This is a genomic window from Alcanivorax hongdengensis A-11-3 (assembly GCF_000300995.1).
Classification (GTDB): Bacteria; Pseudomonadota; Gammaproteobacteria; order Pseudomonadales; family Alcanivoracaceae; genus Alcanivorax; species Alcanivorax hongdengensis.
On the sequence record NZ_AMRJ01000011.1, the window covers coordinates 1 to 15,448 of the forward strand.

Consider the following 15,448-nt stretch of genomic DNA (forward strand, 5'->3'; position numbering starts at 1 on the left):
GCCGGTGTGGTTGCCAAGATCACCGAGTAATTCGTTACCCGGTATCAGAAAAAGGGTCGCTTCGGCGGCCCTTTTTTTATGCCCGTTGCACCAAAGTATAGGGTGGGTGGTTGGCCAGCTTCGCCGACAGACTATCCCGCGATTTTTTCCTCTAGTAAGCCTTTCTCCTTTTGCTTTCGCGCTATACACATCCTGCCTTTTTCGGCGTTAGATAGGGCTGCGCACCACCGGGATGGTCGGTGCGGGTTTGGGGATTGTGTTGTAGTTACGGGGGAAAGGATATGTCCACCATCGCTATCCTGGGACTGGGATACGTAGGCGCCGTCTGTGCGGCCTGTTTCAGCAAGCGCGGCCACCATGTGATCGGCGTTGATGTCGATGCCGCCAAGGTTGCCAAGCTAGGGCGCGGTGAAGCGCCCATCGTCGAGCACAAACTTTCCGATTATTTGCAGCAGGCGGTGGCCAACGGGCTGCTGACGGCCACCACGGACGCCGAAGCGGCGGTCCGTGATGCCGATATGACGTTTATCTGCGTGGGGACGCCCAGCAACAGCGCCGGTGAACTGGAAACCGGTTACCTGCAGGCAGCCTGCCAGTCGGTCGGGCAGGCACTGCGTGACAAGCCGGCCGGGCACTTGGTCGTGGTGCGCAGCACGGTGCTGCCGGGCACGGTGCGTCAATTGCTGCTGCCAATCATTGAAGCGTGCTCTGGCAAGCGGGCGGGACGGGACTTTCTGCTCACCATGAACCCGGAGTTTCTGCGTGAATCCACCGCCATCAACGATTTCTTTCAGCCGCCGATGACAGTAATCGGTGCTCACAGTGAGGCCGCCGCCGAGGAGTTGGCCAAGCTCTATGCCGGCCTGGATGCCCCCATCATTCCCATGCAGCTGGAAGAAGCGGAACTGGTCAAATATGCCTGTAATGCCTGGCATGCCACCAAGATTTCCTTCGCTAATGAAATCGGCAATATCGCCAAGCAGGCGGGCGTCGATGGCCGGCGGGTGATGGATGTCATCTGCCAGGACAACAAGCTCAATTTGTCCAACTACTACATGAAGCCGGGGTTTGCCTACGGTGGTTCCTGCCTGCCCAAGGATGTGCGAGCGCTTAATGCCTGGTGTCAGGGGGCGGCGCTGCCTGCGCCGCTGCTGGCGTCCCTGTCCGGCAGCAACGCCAACCAGGTGCAGCGTGCCCTGGCCATGGTGCGCCAGGCCGGTGTGCGTAAGATCGGAATGCTGGGGTTGAGCTTCAAACCGGGTACCGATGACCTGCGAGAGAGCCCGCTGGTGGAGCTGGCCAGCCGACTACTGGCTGACGGATTCGAGCTGACCATCTATGACAGCAATGTGGCCTATGCCGCCGAGCACAGCCCGGTGGCCGACCAGTTGTGGGCGACTTACCAGCCGTTGTTGCAGCGGCTGGTGGCATCCGTAGAGCAGCTGGTAGATGCCAGTGAAGCGGTGATCATGGGGCACGCCATTCCGGAATTCAGGGTGGTGGCCGACACGCTCAACAGCGGTCGGCTTTTGATTGATCTGTGTGGCTATCTGCCGGGCATTTCACAGGGTGACCGGCAGGGAATCTGCTGGTAAGCCGCCATGAAACAGCTCGGTGAATGGATGCTGTGGCTTGCCGTGGTGGCGGGGCTGGCGTTGCTGATTGAGCCAGCCTATCTGGACAGCAATGACAAGCGCTTCATCCTGCTGATCGGTGCCATTGGCCTGTGGCGTTACGGCAACGGTGCCATACACCTGCTGCGGGCCTGCTATTTCATGCAGGTGGCGTTTCCGCGATGGCGTCGTACCCTGTCTCGAAATCCCGAGGCCTACCTGCCGGGCCATGTCTATCTGGTGGTAACCAGCTTTCGGATTCCCGCAGCGACCACCTGGACGGTTTATGCCAGCGTTTTCCGGGAGGCGATTCAGTGCGGCGTGCCCGCCACCGTGGTGGTGTCGATTGTGGAGCGCGGTGATGAGCGGCTGATTCGCCAGTGCTGGCAGACCTTCGATCCGCAGCAACGCCTGCGCCTGATTATTTGCCGGGCCCGCGGTACTGGCAAGCGTGATGGCCTGGCCATGGCATTTCGGGCGGTCAGTCGCACCATGCCGGACCGAAACGCGGTGGTGGGTGTGATTGATGGGGATACCATGCTGGCACCGAACTGCGTGCGTGATTCGGTGGGTTTTTTTGCCCTGATGCCACGACTGGGTGGCCTGACCACCAATGAGCAGTGTGTGGTGCATGGCAGCCGGGCCATGCGTGACTGGCATACCATGCGTTTTGCCCAGCGCCACCTGAACATGTGTTCCATGGCGCTGTCGCGGCGTGTGCTGACAATGACCGGGCGTATGTCCTTTTTCCGGGCCGCAGTACTGACCTCGCCGGCCTTTATCGCCGATGTGGAATCGGATTATCTGCAACACTGGCGACTGGGGCGCTTTCGTTTTCTCACCGGCGATGACAAGTCCAGCTGGAACTCCCTGATGAGTATGGGCTGGGATACTTTCTATGTACCGGATGCCCATACCCTGACCGTGGAGCATCCACCTCATCCCCGTTTTGTGCCGGCCACCCTGCAGCTGATGTTTCGCTGGTACGGCAATTCGCTGCGTCAGAATCTGCGCGCCACTCGCCTGGGCTGGCGGCGTCTGGGACTGTTCGCCAGCTATGTGCTCTACGACCAGCGCATCAGTATGTGGACCTGTCTGATCGGTTTGGGCGCGGCGCTGGGGCTGGGGCTGCTACAGAACATTCAGCTGCTGCTGGTCTATCTGTTCTGGATTGCACTGTCGCGCACGCTGGTAACGATCCTGCTGACGCTGACCTACCACCCGGTGGGGCCGCTGTATCCGGTATTGCTCTATTACAACCAGATCGTCGGTTCTCTGGTGAAGATCTATGCCCTGTTTCACCTCGACCGGCAAAGCTGGACACGGCAGAAGACACGCCTGGCGGCACGTTCTGGCGGGTTTGATGTGGCGCTGGCGCGCGTGAGCTCAAAAACCATGCTGGTGTCGGCATTGGCGCTCTTCACCGGCGGGATCTATTTGTTGACGACGGCTTGAACCGTTTTCGGGTCGTCAGGAGGGAAGCCACCATGGAAGAAAAGCAGTTTCGGCCAGTGCATGAATCGCAGGAAGAGCGTCAGTACGTACGCGTACAGCTCAAGGGTAGCCTGCGCCTGCGCATGCAGAGCCCGGTCAAGGGCATTTTTGCGCTGGAGGATGTGTCGCTGGGCGGGCTGGCGTTCAACGCGGGCAAGGTGTCCTTGCCGGAGGGCACGCTGTGCCACGCTGAAGTGGTCTTTCGGCTGGGCCGAGCCAATCTGGCCATGCCGATCAGCTTCAAGGTGATTTACCAGGATCCGGATAGTGAGCGAGTGGGGGGGCAGTTTACCGTCATTGACCAGAAAAACAGCGACCTGCTGCGCCTGCTGATTGGTAATTATCTGGCCGGTGAGCTGACTGCCCTGGATGACGTCATCGACAACATGACCCGGGACAATTATGTCAGCGGTCGCAAGAAAAGTGATGATGCCCAGCGCCGCTGGCCCGACCGGCTGCGGGCATTGTTCGGTAGTCTGGTGTTTTTTGCGCTCGGTCTGGCGGCGCTGACTTTCATGGGCACCAAGCTTTACCAGCATCTCTTTGAGGTCAAGGCCACCCAAGCCTGGGTAGCGCTGGAGGGTCACACCCTGATGATGCCGCAGAACGGTTATGTGCAAATGCTGATAGAGCCACAGACAACCACGGTGGCAAAAGGGCAGCCCCTGCTGACCGTGTCATCGCAACTGGTGGCCCGGCTCAACAAGGGCGTGTTGCTCAATGATCTGTCAGAGAAAAAGATGCGCGCTCTGGTGGATGCGGCCATCTTCGAGGTGACCCTCAACAGCCCCTGCGACTGTGAGATTACCCGGCGTGAGGTTAGCGACGGGGAGTACGTCTACGAACGAAGTCCACTGCTCACCCTGGTGGACAGCAAAAAACCGCCCCGCATTGAGGCGCTGTTTGACGTGCCACTACAGTCCCTGCCGGCACGGGTGGGGGAGGCGGTGACGGTGCGTTATGTGGATGGCGCCCGTGACCCGGGGGCCCGCATCAGTGCGCTTGCCCTGGATCAGGATAGCGGCATGATTCGCATGACCATCACCCCGCAACGTCCGCTGGCTAGCCACGACCAGCATCAACCCGTTGCCGTTACGGTGCAGCCCACATGGCTATCAGAGTTCTGATCATGATGCTGCCGCTATGGCTGATGGCCTGCCAGATGCCGGCGGATACGCGGCTGGCCCGATATCAGTTGGCCCAGGGAGAGGCGGAGCCAGCGCGCCAGCAGCTGCGGGTGCTGGCCGAGGCTGGCGATGCCTCGGCTCAGGTGGAGTACGGCAAGTTGGTGGCCGCCGACGAGGGCGCCAGCCCCGCCGAGGCCATGATGTGGTACCAGCGGGCCTGGGCCCAGCAGGATTACAGCGCCGGCCCCGCCAGCCTGCGCCTGTTCAAGCGTTACCAGGGCAGCATGGCCATTGGCGAGCAGCGCGCCCGGGCCATGCTGGTACCGTTGCGCCCGCGCGAAAGTGAACAGGATCTGCGCCTGGCTCTGGATGTGGCGGTGTTGTATCCCGGCGCGGCCAGCGAAGCACAGTGGCTGCAGTGGTTGTCGCTTTATCGGCGCAGTTGCATCCAGGACTGTTTCCTGGGCACCTACAGTGGCCGTTATCACCAGCAGCTGGGCCAGTTCGAGCAAGCGGAAAAAGCCTATCTGTCGGTATTGCACCGTGATCCCAGAGCCGTGGAGTTTCTCCAGGAAATGGATGAGGCGCTGGGCCAGGTGTCCCGTTTCGTGGAACAGGTGCGTGGCATCAGGGATGTGGCGTCGCTGGACGGGGACTATTGTCTGAGAGTGGCCACCCTGGTGAAGGCAAGTCTGGCCCCGGGCCAGCATGACAGCCTGGTCATGGACTGGCTGCAACGGGCCCGCGAGAAGGGCAGCACGGCGGCGATTCAGGAACAGCTCAGCTACATGCTGATGTGGCCGGATTTCTATGACTACTCGCGCTTTACCGATACGGTCACCGCGCTGATGCCGTATCAGCCCCGGATTGCCACCTTTTACCGGGCGCAGGGGGATTTGCAGGAGCAATGGTTTCATCTGAGGCCGGAGCGGGCCGAGGCCGATTTACTGGCCCTGTTGGATCAGGGGTTTGTGCAGGCGTCCCTGCCTTTGGCCTCCCTCTATGAAAAGGGATTCCTCGGTGAGTCGGACATGGCACAGGCGGTGCACTATTACAGCCTGGCGGCGGAGGCCGGCCTGTCCAATGGCGATGAGGCCCTGGCATCGATCTACGCCAGCGGGCGCGGCATTGCCAAGGACCCGATCCGCGCCTATGCCCACAGCCAGGCAGCCCAGGTACTGTTGCCGCGCACCGCCAGCCCGGCACCGGTGGAGGACGTGCCGCTGCCGGACAGCCTGCTACCCGCTGCCCGGCAGGCTGCCCAGGCATTGATCGCCAAACGCAGAAGCTGGCTGGAGGAGCAATTCCATGTTGCTGTCGCGCCTTAGTCTGCTGCTGGCCTGTTGGCCTCTTTGCCTGCAGGCAGCGCCTCTGCCGCGTCACGAGTTTGACCAGCGGCTGTATCTGAGCGCCGGTGAATCACCGGATTATCAATCCCGTTTCATGGACGCAGATACCGAGCCCAACGGTGTGCTGCGTTATGAGCCCCGTTATCAGTGGCGCTCGGATACCAGCGAGTGGCACCGCTGGGATGCCCAGCTGCGTGCCAAGTTTCTGGTTTCCGCAGGGCAGGCCAGTAGCCTGCAGGTGGATGACACCGGTCAGGTGGAGGAAGACGAACAATACGCGGAACTGCGGGATGCCTGGGTCCGGCGGCGCATGCTGGTGGGGCAGCCGGCCCTGTCGCTGGTGCTGGGGCGGCAAAGTTTCAAGGATGACGAAGGCTTGTACTGGGACTTTCCGCTGGAAAGCCTGTCGCTGCAATACCAGGCCAGCCGCTGGCGTGGCCAGCTGACCCTCGGCCAGCAACTGGCCAGCTGGCGCAGTGATGGCTCGCAACTGGACCCGCGCGCCGAGGACATCCGGCGAGTGCTTTTCTCCCTGGGCCATCAATGGCGACCCGGACACTGGTGGGATTGGCGAATCCATGGCCAGCAGGATGCGTCCGGTCGACAGACCGAGCGGTTGAGTGAGCAGCTGGATGGGCAGGACTTTGATGGTGTCTGGGCCGGCCTGCGGTTGGCCGGGGAGAGCGGTAGCGATAACCATGCCGGCTATATCGTCAATGCCATCTACCAGTATGGCGAACTTCGCCGTTACGGGGTGTCAGGGGGGCAAAGTGAAAAACTGTCCCAGAAAGTGATCGAGGGCGGGCTGTTCACCGCCGATCTTTATGGCCGGCTGGACAGCTTGTCATGGCGTCCCACCCTGGGCGTGCGTATGGGGACGACCAATAGCCCCGGCAATGCCAATGACGGTTATTTTGAAAACAGTGCCATGAGTAATCGCCGGCTGGGGGTGGCGGACCTGTCCACCAGTATTCTCGGCGACATGCTGGATTTTGAAATGCACAACCTGGCCTTTGGTGCCGCCTATTATCGCCAGCAGTTATGGCCCCGTGCCGAAATGGAAATCATGGCCGGCAGTCTTCAGCGGCGTAATGAGCAGCTCCCGTCGCGCAGCAATATCCGCAACCCCCAGCTGCCCGGCGACAAGGATCTGGGGCGGTTGCTGAATCTTTCCTTTGGCTGGCGCGCCTTCCCCCGGGCGGTGACGGAGAACCGCCAGATGCGTCTGTCGACGCGAGTGAGTTATTCCATGTTTGATATGGGCGATGCCTACCAGCGACCCGAGCCGGTGCATCAGGTGCTGCTGATCATCGCAGGGAGGTGGTGACCATGGTTTTTTCATCCAATCTTTTTGTCTTCCTGTTCCTGCCGCTGTTTCTGGTGGCCTATTACCTGACGCCGACCCGGGGGCGAAATCTGACCATTCTGCTGGGCAGCTATCTGTTCTATGCCTGGTGGCGTCCGGATTTTCTGTTGCTGTTTGTGGCGATCACCCTGTGGAATTACGCCTTTGCTCTGGCGCTGGAGCGCTATCGCCAGACGCCCCGTTGTTTCTGGTGGCTGATGCTGGGGATTGTGGGGGACCTGGGGGCGCTGGGCTATTTCAAATATGCCAACTTCGGCGTTGATACCATCAGTGCGCTGCTGGTCTCCGTGGGGCTGAATCCGTTTTTCCTGGAAAAAATCATTCTGCCGCTGGGTATCTCCTTCTACACCTTCCAGGCCATGGCCTACCTGGTGGATGTCTACCGTGGTGACGCCCGGCCCACTCGCAGCTTTATCAATTTTGCGGCCTTTATTTCTTTTTTTCCGCAGCTGATAGCCGGCCCCATTCTTCGTTATCGAAACCTGGAAAAACAGTTCGAAAAGCGCAGCCATTCCATGGAGCTGTTTTCCCTGGGGGCCAGCCGTTTTCTGTTGGGCTTTGTCAAAAAAGTGCTGATTGCCGACAGCATCGCGCCGGTGGCCAGTTATCTGATGGCAGCTCCTGAGCCGGGTTTCGTGGACAGCTTCTTTGGTGTGTTGTGTTCCACCATGCAGCTGTACTTCGATTTCTCCGGTTATTCAGACATGGCCATAGGCCTGGGCATGATGATGGGCTTTCGTTTCAATGAGAATTTCAATCAGCCCCTGATCTGCCAGAGCGTTACCGAATTCTGGCAGCGCTGGCATATCACCCTGTCCCAGTGGTTACGCGACTATCTGTATCGGCCGCTGAAGAAAACCCTCAACTGGTCCGTGCCCGCGGCCACCTTCGCCACCCTGACTCTGGCCGGTCTCTGGCATGGCGCGGATATGGCTTTCGTGCTGTGGGGGGCAGCACTGGGCGGCATGATGGTGGTGGAACGGCGTCTTGGCTGGGTCACTGACAAGGGGGCGCCTTATTCGGTATGGAAAAATATCGGCACGCTCTGCTTTCTCTGGTTTATCTGGCCGCTGTTTCTGACCGGCAATGTGCCCGATGCCACCCGGATCATGAAAGGGTTGCTGGGTTTCAACGGCGTTGGTGGGCTTCACAACATGGTGCTGTGGGCTTCGCCCATGACGATATTTTTCTGTGTGGTGGCGATTGCCTGGGAGCGCACGGCAGGTTTCTACAACAAGCGTTTCTACCTGGGGCTCAATAGCGGCAATGTGTTTCAGGATATCAGCGGCTGGCGGGTTCCCCTGTTGTGGGCCGGCTTTGCCCTGGCAGTGACCCGCCTGTCGGCGGAGTCGTTCTCTCCCTTCCTCTACTTCCAGTTCTAGCCATGATTGCGATAAAGCGAGCTTCACACATCAACGGGTGGTTGTTCCTGCTGGCAATGGGCGCGGGGTTGTTGTCGCTGCTGGCGCCGGTGGGCCATTTCTTCATGACTGGCACGGCTGCCTGGCAACAGTTCCGCGACGGTGAGCTGGTACGCCACCTGGAGAAGCAGGTGGATGAGGCCTTTGTGCTGCGCCAGCCTTCCATCGCCCTGTGGGCTGATATGAACTATCTGCTGTTCCGTGCCGGGCGCCCCGGTGTGCTGGTGGGTGATAACGGCTGGCTGTTTACCCGCGAAGAGTTCTATTTCGACCGGCACAACGAGACGGCCCTGGAGCAGAACCTGCAGCAGATACAGCTGGCCACCTGTGACCTGCAGCGCCGTGGTAAACAGGTACTGATGCTGCCCCTGCCGGCCAAGCGCCGCCTCTACGGGCAGCGGGTAGCTACGGCGGTGGTGCCGGCCATGGAGGCACTGTATCCGCGGGTCACCGGCGCCTTTGCCAACGATGGCCTGGCGTGGATCAATGCCCTGCAGATTCTGGAGCAGGCCGCCCCGCAACAGCCGGTGTTCATGCGCACCGATACTCACTGGAGCCCGGCGGGGGCCAGCGCCGTGGCCGCTGGCGTGGCGGCGGCACTGACATTACCTGGTCAGCACGACTATCACACCGAGGAAGTGGCGGTGCAGCCCTATCAGGGCGACCTGTTACGTTATTTACCCACCAGCACGGGTATCGGCCCGCAACGCAGCGAGCCCCTGGCCCGCTACCAGACCGCCCCCCGTGAGGTGGCGGACGATGCCGCCGCACTGCTGGGGGACAGCATGCCGGCGGTGGCCCTGGTGGGTACCAGCTACAGCGCCATGGATGAATGGCACTTCCCCGGTTTTCTGCAGCAGCAGCTGGGCCAGGACGTATTGGTCTTTGCTCTGGAAGCGAAGGGCCCTTTCCAGGCGTTTCGCGAGTTCCTCGACAGTCCCGCCGCCAATGATCCCCGGGTCAGGTACGTGATCTGGGAGGTGCCGGAGCGGGCCCTGATTCAACCCATGAACGCTATCGTAACGGGAGATAACCATGCGTGCCTGGATCATCGTCGTGAGTCTGGTTCTGCTGTCGCCGGTCTGGGCGGCACAGGACGGTAATGAGGGTCTCTATGAAATGGCGGCGCCGCCGGACTCGGCCTTTGTGCGGGTGCTTAACCTGTCCGATCGTCAAATTCAGGTGGCCCTGGATGACTGGCAGCAACCGCTGGTGCCCGGCGCCCTGGGCGATTACCTCTACCGGCCGGAGGGCGCCGCGACAATTCGCATTGATGGCCAGCCCTTTGCGTACCGCTTCCTGGCCCGCAGTGTGCAGACGCTGGCCTACCGTGACGGGGCGTTAACGCTTTTCCAGGATCAGTACTTTGACAGCCGCATCAAGGCGCTGCTGGTGATGTACAACCTCACGCCGTCCAGCGCGTCACTGCAGACCCTCAATGGCGCGGTGAACGTGATTGGCCCGCTGGCCGAAGACAGCAGCGGCGCGCGGGAGATCAACGGGGTCAAGGTGGCTCTCAGGGTGAGTCTTGATGATGGCCGCAACCTGCCGCTGGCGCCGGCGGTGCTGGAGCGTGGCCGGGTTTACAGTGTGGTGGTGTTCGGTGGGGCCAGCGGGCCCCAGGCCCGGTTGGAGGAAAGTCATGTTGCAACGGTTCCCTGAGGGTGGGCGACGGGTGTTGGGGCTGCTGCTGTGCCTGCTGACGCCGCCGCTGCTGGCGGAACCATCGCCGGCACCGGCCCGGCCGGATGACAAGGCGACGCTGACCCGCGAGCAACAGACCGAGCAGCTGATGCACGGCGCCTATCTGCAGGCCCCTTATACCTGCCCGGCGCTGGAAGATCCGCAAACCTATGCGCAGGGCACCATGGCCGCCATGCGCCAGATCGTGGCCGGCAAGCGCTACTGGTACTTCCGCACCGAGGTGGATTTGCAGAGCGACTTTCCGTTCAGCGACATGTCCCGGCAGGCTTTTGCTGAACTGGTACAACGGCTGGGCGCACGGGGAATCCGGCTGGTGATGATGCTGCAACCCACCCGTGGCCTGATGCAGGCCGAGGCGCTAATTCAGCCCTGGCGGGGGCAATATCCTCTCTACCGGGCCCGCGCGGCTTATCTGCAAAAAGCCCAGGACATGCGCTCTCTGGGGGCGCTGGTAACGGACATGGCGCCGGTGCTCAAGTCACCCCACGAACAGGATTATTTCTTCCGCCGGGATCACCACTGGACGCCCTATGGGGCGCGCATCAGTGCCATTCAGGTGGCCCAGGTAATGCGCAGCGATCCGGGGCTGGATGGTATTGCGGCCCGGAATTTCGACACCCGGCCGGATATTCTGTTGCGCAAAATGGGCACCATGAATGTGGCTGTCAACCGGCTGTGCGGCAATTCCTATGGCTACCAGTGGGTGCGTGGTTATGCCACGGTCCCGGTGGATAACGCCGATGATGCGGATGCCCTGTTCGGCGATGTGGCGGTGCCGCGCATTGCGCTGGTGGGCACCAGCAATTCCGACAATCGGGATGATCGTTACAAGAACTACAACTTCCAGGGGTTTCTGCAGCAATATCTGCATCGCGACGTGGTCAACTACGCCATGACCGGGGGCGGCGCCACCGGCTCCCTGCAGGACCTGCTTTACTCCGATGCCTACCGGGATGGCCAGTTTCGCTATGTGATCTGGGAGTTGCCGGTCAATTACGCCCTGGAAGATCCGGTGGAGTGGCGGCAGATCTTGCCGGCCGCAGGGCAAGGCTGCCGGGGGCGTGAGCTGCTGGCCAGCGGTCAGGCCATGTTGCCGGTGGGCGGGCCGGATCAGCGCCGTGAGGTGCTGGCCAATGCCGGCGCCAACCGGCAGGCCACCGGTGAGCGTGGCGCCCTGACCCTGGACATGACCTTCTCCAGCGCGGCGCTGAAGGACTTCTACGTGCTTGCCTATTATGACGATGGTTTGCGTGAAAAGGTGCGTGTGCGCCGCCCGGCGCGGCTGGATACCGGTCGCTTCATGCTGCGCCTCGACCCGCCGCAGGCATCCAGCAACCTGATTTCCGTTTTGCTGGAGCCGGAGCAGGCGCTCACCGAACCGGTCCAGGTGGAGTCCCGTCTGTGCGCGTACTGATGATGGTGTTGCTGGGGCTGCTGGCGGTGCCGGGGCAGGCGGCGCTGGTGTCATTGTTCGATGCCCAGCGCCTGCCGCAGGCGTCGCCGGACCCGGCGGCCCTGGCGCGCTGTCGGGGGCTGGTCGGCCATTACCCGGGCTATGACGGGGACCTGCAGATGGTCAGCAAGTATGACCAGGGTCAGGCCAGCAAGGACCGGCTGGACCCGAAGGCCGCTCACCAGTACCGGCAGCAGGTGGAGTACATCTACGCCTATCTGGCCCTGCTGGGCCGGCTTTCCGGGTACATGGTCAGTGACAGCGCGGCGGTCCGTTCCGCGGCGGCTACCTGTTTCGATGAAGCACTGACGCCCTGGGCGGAGCAGGGCAGCCTGGCGCAGGCCGGCGCCAGCAAGCAGGACGAGGCGGTGCGTAAATGGTTCCTGGCGGCGCTGGCGACGGACATGATGAAAGCCTCGGCCCTGACGCAATGGCAACCGGATGCCCGCCAGCGGCGCTGGGTGTCGGCCCTGGCCGACCGGGTTCAGGCCCATGCGGCGCCGCGCCGGCAACGCATGGATCTTTATAACAACCATGATTACTGGTCCTGCTGGGCGGTGATGGCGGCAGCGCTGGTGCTGGACGAGCCGGACCGGCTGCAATGGGCGGTGGCCGGTTACTGGCTGGCGATTGGCCAGATTACTCCGCGCCAGGGGGGCATGGTGTTGCCCCACGAGGCCGCCAGGGGCAAGCGGGCGGCGCAATACCACGCCTTTGCCCTGACACCGTTGATCCTGATCGCCGAGGCCGGTACCCGCAACGGACTGCCGCTCTATCAGGGCAAGGGGCAGTCACTCCACGGGTTGGCGGCCCAGGTGGTGCATTTGTGGCGCCATGACGGCCAGGGGGCGACCTTCAAGGTAGCCCAGCTGCCCATCGAGGATGACAAGATGGCCTGGTGGCCGGTTTATGCCCACCGGTTTGCGGATCGGCTGCCCCTGCCGCCGGCACAGGCGGGGCGCTTTGGTTCCCGGTTTACCGGGGGCTCGCTGGCAGGGCTGTGGCTGGCGAATCCGTGAAGTCAATGCGAAGTGGTTGGCCGCTCACCAGGCGGGGCAGCAGGTCGAATTCCCGGCCACGCAGGTTGCCAGCCAGGTAGTGGCCTCGCTGACTGTTATGGCGCAGGCTGGCCTGCTCAATGTCCACGGCCCCCTGGCCACGGGTGTGCAGGGCAGCCAGGGCGTTGTGGTACAGGGTCAGTTGTTGCAGCCGGGCGCTGACCGGAGCCTGCTGGCCATCCAGTGACACTGCATAACGACCGTTGTCATCAATATGCGCGGCAGAAACGGTTATGACGATGGGGCTGTCCACCCGCAGGCCATCGCTGCCATTGTGCTGCAGCGTCAGTTGCGCCAGCCGGGCACTGGCATCTGCCTTGCCGCCCTTGATTTGCAGGCCGTACTCGCGGTTGTCGGTGCTTGCCAGTCGGTCGACGCTGAGCGGGCCACGGTAGTCTTCCATCAGCACGCCGCTACCGCGGTTGGCCTGGCTGGTCAGGTCGAAAATGCGCGTGGCGCCGCGACCCTCCAGTCTCAGGCCATGGCCATGGGCGTTGGTAATGATGACCGTATCCAGCTGGCTGTTGCTGCCGCCAAGTACCATGCCCTGTTCACGGGTGTCACGGATCTGCACCCGCCGTGCCTGCAGCTCGCTACCGGTTTCCGTGCTGATGCCCCGGTAAAGATGGGTCAAACGACTGTCGTCGATTTGCAGTGTCGCCCCGGGGCCGTTGCCCTGGTAGCGATGGCGCGCCAGGGTCAGACCGTGGGCCCGATAATCCTTGCGCCCCAGGTCCGAGAGTGTGCTGTGTTCAATACGGATGTGGGAGCCTCCCCAGCCATGGATAAAGCCGCTGCCATTGTCGCCGTTGCTGGCCAGGCTGGCGTTGTGAATGGTCAGGGTGCCGCGATTGATCAGGCAGCCGCCGTGATGGCCTTCCAGGTACAGGCGGGTATCAGCGATGGTGAGGCTGGCATCCGGTGCAATGACCAGCGGGTAATGCAGGACCCAGCCGTTGTCGGTGTGTTGCAGGGCCCGATCGGTGGGCAACTGGCTGGCCAGGCTGGCCAGGTCATAATGCCCGCCACTGATCACCACCGCTTCCGGGTGGCGATTCTGGTAGTGGGCAATCTGCCGGAACAGGCCGTTGGCGGCAAAGGTCTCCAGCGGCCAGTTGCTGGCCTCGTGGGCATAGATGGGCTGCAACGACACTGATGCCAGGCTGGCGCTTGAAAGCAGCATCAGGATGGCCAGGGTAATCCCCCGGCTGGTGCGTCTGCGGCCGGGCCTCGTCACAGCAGGTGGACCGCTTTGGCGGGGGCGTCCTCGCGGTGGTAGCGGTCGCTGAGACGAATGATGTCGTCTTCCCCCAGGTAGGTGCCCGATTGCACCTCAATCAGTTCCAGGGGAATGCGCCCCGGGTTTTCCAGGGAGTGGACTTCGCCCACCGGAATGAAGGTGGACTGGTTTTCCGTGACCAGGAAGGTGCGCTCGCCGCAGGTAACACGGGCCGTGCCGCAAACCACGATCCAGTGTTCGGCCCGGTGGTGATGCATCTGCACCGACAGCTGCTCACCGGGTTTTACCGTGATGTGCTTGACCTGGTAGCGGATGCCCTTGTCCACCGAGTCGTACTTGCCCCAGGGTCGGTGAACCTGGCGGTGGTCCTCACTTTCCGGGCGTTTGCGGGCGCGGAGCGTGTCGGTAACCCGTTTGACCTCCTGGGCCTGGCTCTTGTGGGCCACCAGAATGGCATCCGGCGTGTCCACCACCACCAGATCCTCCACGCCGAGCAGGGCGACCAGGCGGGAGTCGCTCATGGCCAGGCTGTTGCGGCTGTTGTAGGCAATAATGTCGCCACGCAGGTGATTGCCATCGCTGTCCTTGTCCATGTGCTCCCACAGGGACTGCCAGGACCCCAGGTCGCTCCAGCACAGCGGCACTGGCACCACGGCGCCGTCTTCGGTGTGTTCCATGATGGCGTAGTCAATGGACAGGTCTTCGCAACGGGCAAAGCTGGGGGCGTCCAGTCGAATGAAATCCAGATCCACTTCGCCCTGCAACAGGGCATGGGTGCAGTGAGCCAGCATCTGCGGATGACGCAGGCGCAGCTCTTCCAGGTAGCGCTCGGCGCGGAACAGGAACATGCCGCTGTTCCAGAGGTACTCGCCGCTTTCAAGAAATCCGCGGGCAGTGTCCAGGTCCGGCTTTTCCACGAAGCGGGCAATGCGATGGTGGTGGCCGCAGGGCTGTCCGGTGCGAATGTAGCCGAAGCCGGTTTCCGGCCGGTCAGGCTGAACCCCAAAGGTCACCAGCAGGCCCTGGTCCGCGGCCTGGCGGGCGTGCTCAATGGCCGCTTCCAACTGTTCCGGGTTGCCGATGGTGTGATCGGCGGGGCAGACCAGCATGCTGGCGTTGGTGTCACGCTGGCGGGCCTGCAGGGCCGCCAGTGCCACGGCCGGGGCGGTATTGCGGCCGCAGGGTTCCAGCAGGATATCTGCCTGGATGGCGATTTCATTGAGCTGCTCAGCCACCAGGAAACGGTGCTGCTCATTGCAGACGATGATTGGCCGAACCTCACGCAGTTCCGCCGGCAGGCGCAGCAAGGTGTTCTGCAACATGCTGTGCTCGCCGGCAATGCGCAGAAGTTGCTTGGGATAGTGCGACCGGGAAAGCGGCCACAGGCGGGTGCCATTCCCGCCGGCAATGATCACTGGAATTAGCATGACAACGTCCCTTTACATGCAAACCAAAACGTCCCTCCCCCGGGACAGGTCTCCAGGGAGTGGCTCCCCGGCCATTAACGATGCGCCTGCTTTCCCCGGGGTTAAAAGATGTGGCGCGCAGTTTTTACGAAAAACTATTCCTAAGGGCAGCCAGGGACGCTAGCCGGTGGTAGTATGGCGCCCGCGCTGAAGGGGG

12 protein-coding genes are annotated in these 15,448 nt (G+C 62.1%); 10 read left to right on the forward strand and 2 right to left on the reverse strand.

Annotated features, from left to right (window positions below; genetic code table 11):
* Window positions 1-281: 281 nt before the first annotated feature.
* The 10 genes from A11A3_RS08270 to A11A3_RS08315 are packed head-to-tail and all read left to right on the forward strand — an operon-like array spanning window position 282 to window position 12,546.
* Window positions 282-1,595, forward strand: a complete 1,314-nt coding sequence (locus tag A11A3_RS08270) for a nucleotide sugar dehydrogenase (protein ID WP_008928831.1) — start codon at window positions 282-284, stop codon at window positions 1,593-1,595.
* 6 nt (window positions 1,596-1,601) lie between these two features.
* The gene (locus A11A3_RS08275; RefSeq protein WP_008928832.1) at window positions 1,602-3,068 is read left to right on the forward strand and encodes a glycosyltransferase family 2 protein; all 1,467 of its coding nucleotides are present in this window, start codon (window positions 1,602-1,604) and stop codon (window positions 3,066-3,068) included.
* Between the two features lie 32 nt (window positions 3,069-3,100).
* Window positions 3,101-4,234, forward strand: a complete 1,134-nt coding sequence (locus A11A3_RS08280; protein ID WP_008928833.1) for a PilZ domain-containing protein — start codon at window positions 3,101-3,103, stop codon at window positions 4,232-4,234.
* Entirely contained in the window at window positions 4,216-5,562 is a 1,347-nt protein-coding gene (locus A11A3_RS08285; RefSeq protein ID WP_008928834.1) for an SEL1-like repeat protein, read from the forward strand. Before A11A3_RS08280 ends, A11A3_RS08285 begins: the two co-directional genes overlap by 19 nt.
* Entirely contained in the window at window positions 5,543-6,910 is a 1,368-nt protein-coding gene (locus A11A3_RS08290) for an alginate export family protein (protein WP_008928835.1), read from the forward strand. Before A11A3_RS08285 ends, A11A3_RS08290 begins: the two co-directional genes overlap by 20 nt.
* A gap of 2 nt (window positions 6,911-6,912) precedes the next feature.
* On the forward strand, window positions 6,913-8,331 hold the full coding sequence (locus tag A11A3_RS08295) for an MBOAT family O-acyltransferase (RefSeq protein WP_008928836.1): 1,419 nt from the start codon (window positions 6,913-6,915) through the stop codon (window positions 8,329-8,331).
* Window positions 8,332-8,333: 2 nt separating this feature from the next.
* Window positions 8,334-9,473 carry an alginate O-acetyltransferase gene (locus A11A3_RS08300; protein WP_040296934.1) on the forward strand — a complete coding sequence of 380 codons (1,140 nt, stop codon included), beginning with the start codon at window positions 8,334-8,336 and terminating at the stop codon, window positions 9,471-9,473.
* Complete coding sequence (locus A11A3_RS08305; RefSeq protein WP_008928838.1) at window positions 9,406-10,032, forward strand: alginate O-acetyltransferase AlgF; 627 nt, start codon at window positions 9,406-9,408, stop codon at window positions 10,030-10,032. The genes A11A3_RS08300 and A11A3_RS08305 overlap by 68 nt, the downstream gene beginning before the upstream one ends.
* Window positions 10,013-11,488, forward strand: coding sequence for an alginate O-acetyltransferase AlgX-related protein (locus A11A3_RS08310; RefSeq protein ID WP_157375513.1), 1,476 nt, complete (start codon window positions 10,013-10,015; stop codon window positions 11,486-11,488). Before A11A3_RS08305 ends, A11A3_RS08310 begins: the two co-directional genes overlap by 20 nt.
* Window positions 11,476-12,546 (forward strand): alginate lyase family protein, encoded by a 1,071-nt coding sequence (locus A11A3_RS08315; RefSeq protein WP_008928840.1) that lies wholly within the window; start codon window positions 11,476-11,478, stop codon window positions 12,544-12,546. The genes A11A3_RS08310 and A11A3_RS08315 overlap by 13 nt, the downstream gene beginning before the upstream one ends.
* On the opposite strand, the gene A11A3_RS08320 is transcribed toward A11A3_RS08315, so the two are convergent.
* A complete protein-coding gene (locus A11A3_RS08320) occupies window positions 12,503-13,768 on the reverse strand; it encodes a right-handed parallel beta-helix repeat-containing protein (RefSeq protein ID WP_008928841.1) in 1,266 nt (421 codons plus the stop codon). The two genes, A11A3_RS08315 and A11A3_RS08320, sit on opposite strands and share 44 nt — an antisense overlap.
* Before the next feature lie 50 nt (window positions 13,769-13,818).
* A complete protein-coding gene (locus tag A11A3_RS08325) occupies window positions 13,819-15,252 on the reverse strand; it encodes a mannose-1-phosphate guanylyltransferase/mannose-6-phosphate isomerase (RefSeq protein ID WP_008928842.1) in 1,434 nt (477 codons plus the stop codon).
* Window positions 15,253-15,448 lie beyond the last annotated feature (196 nt).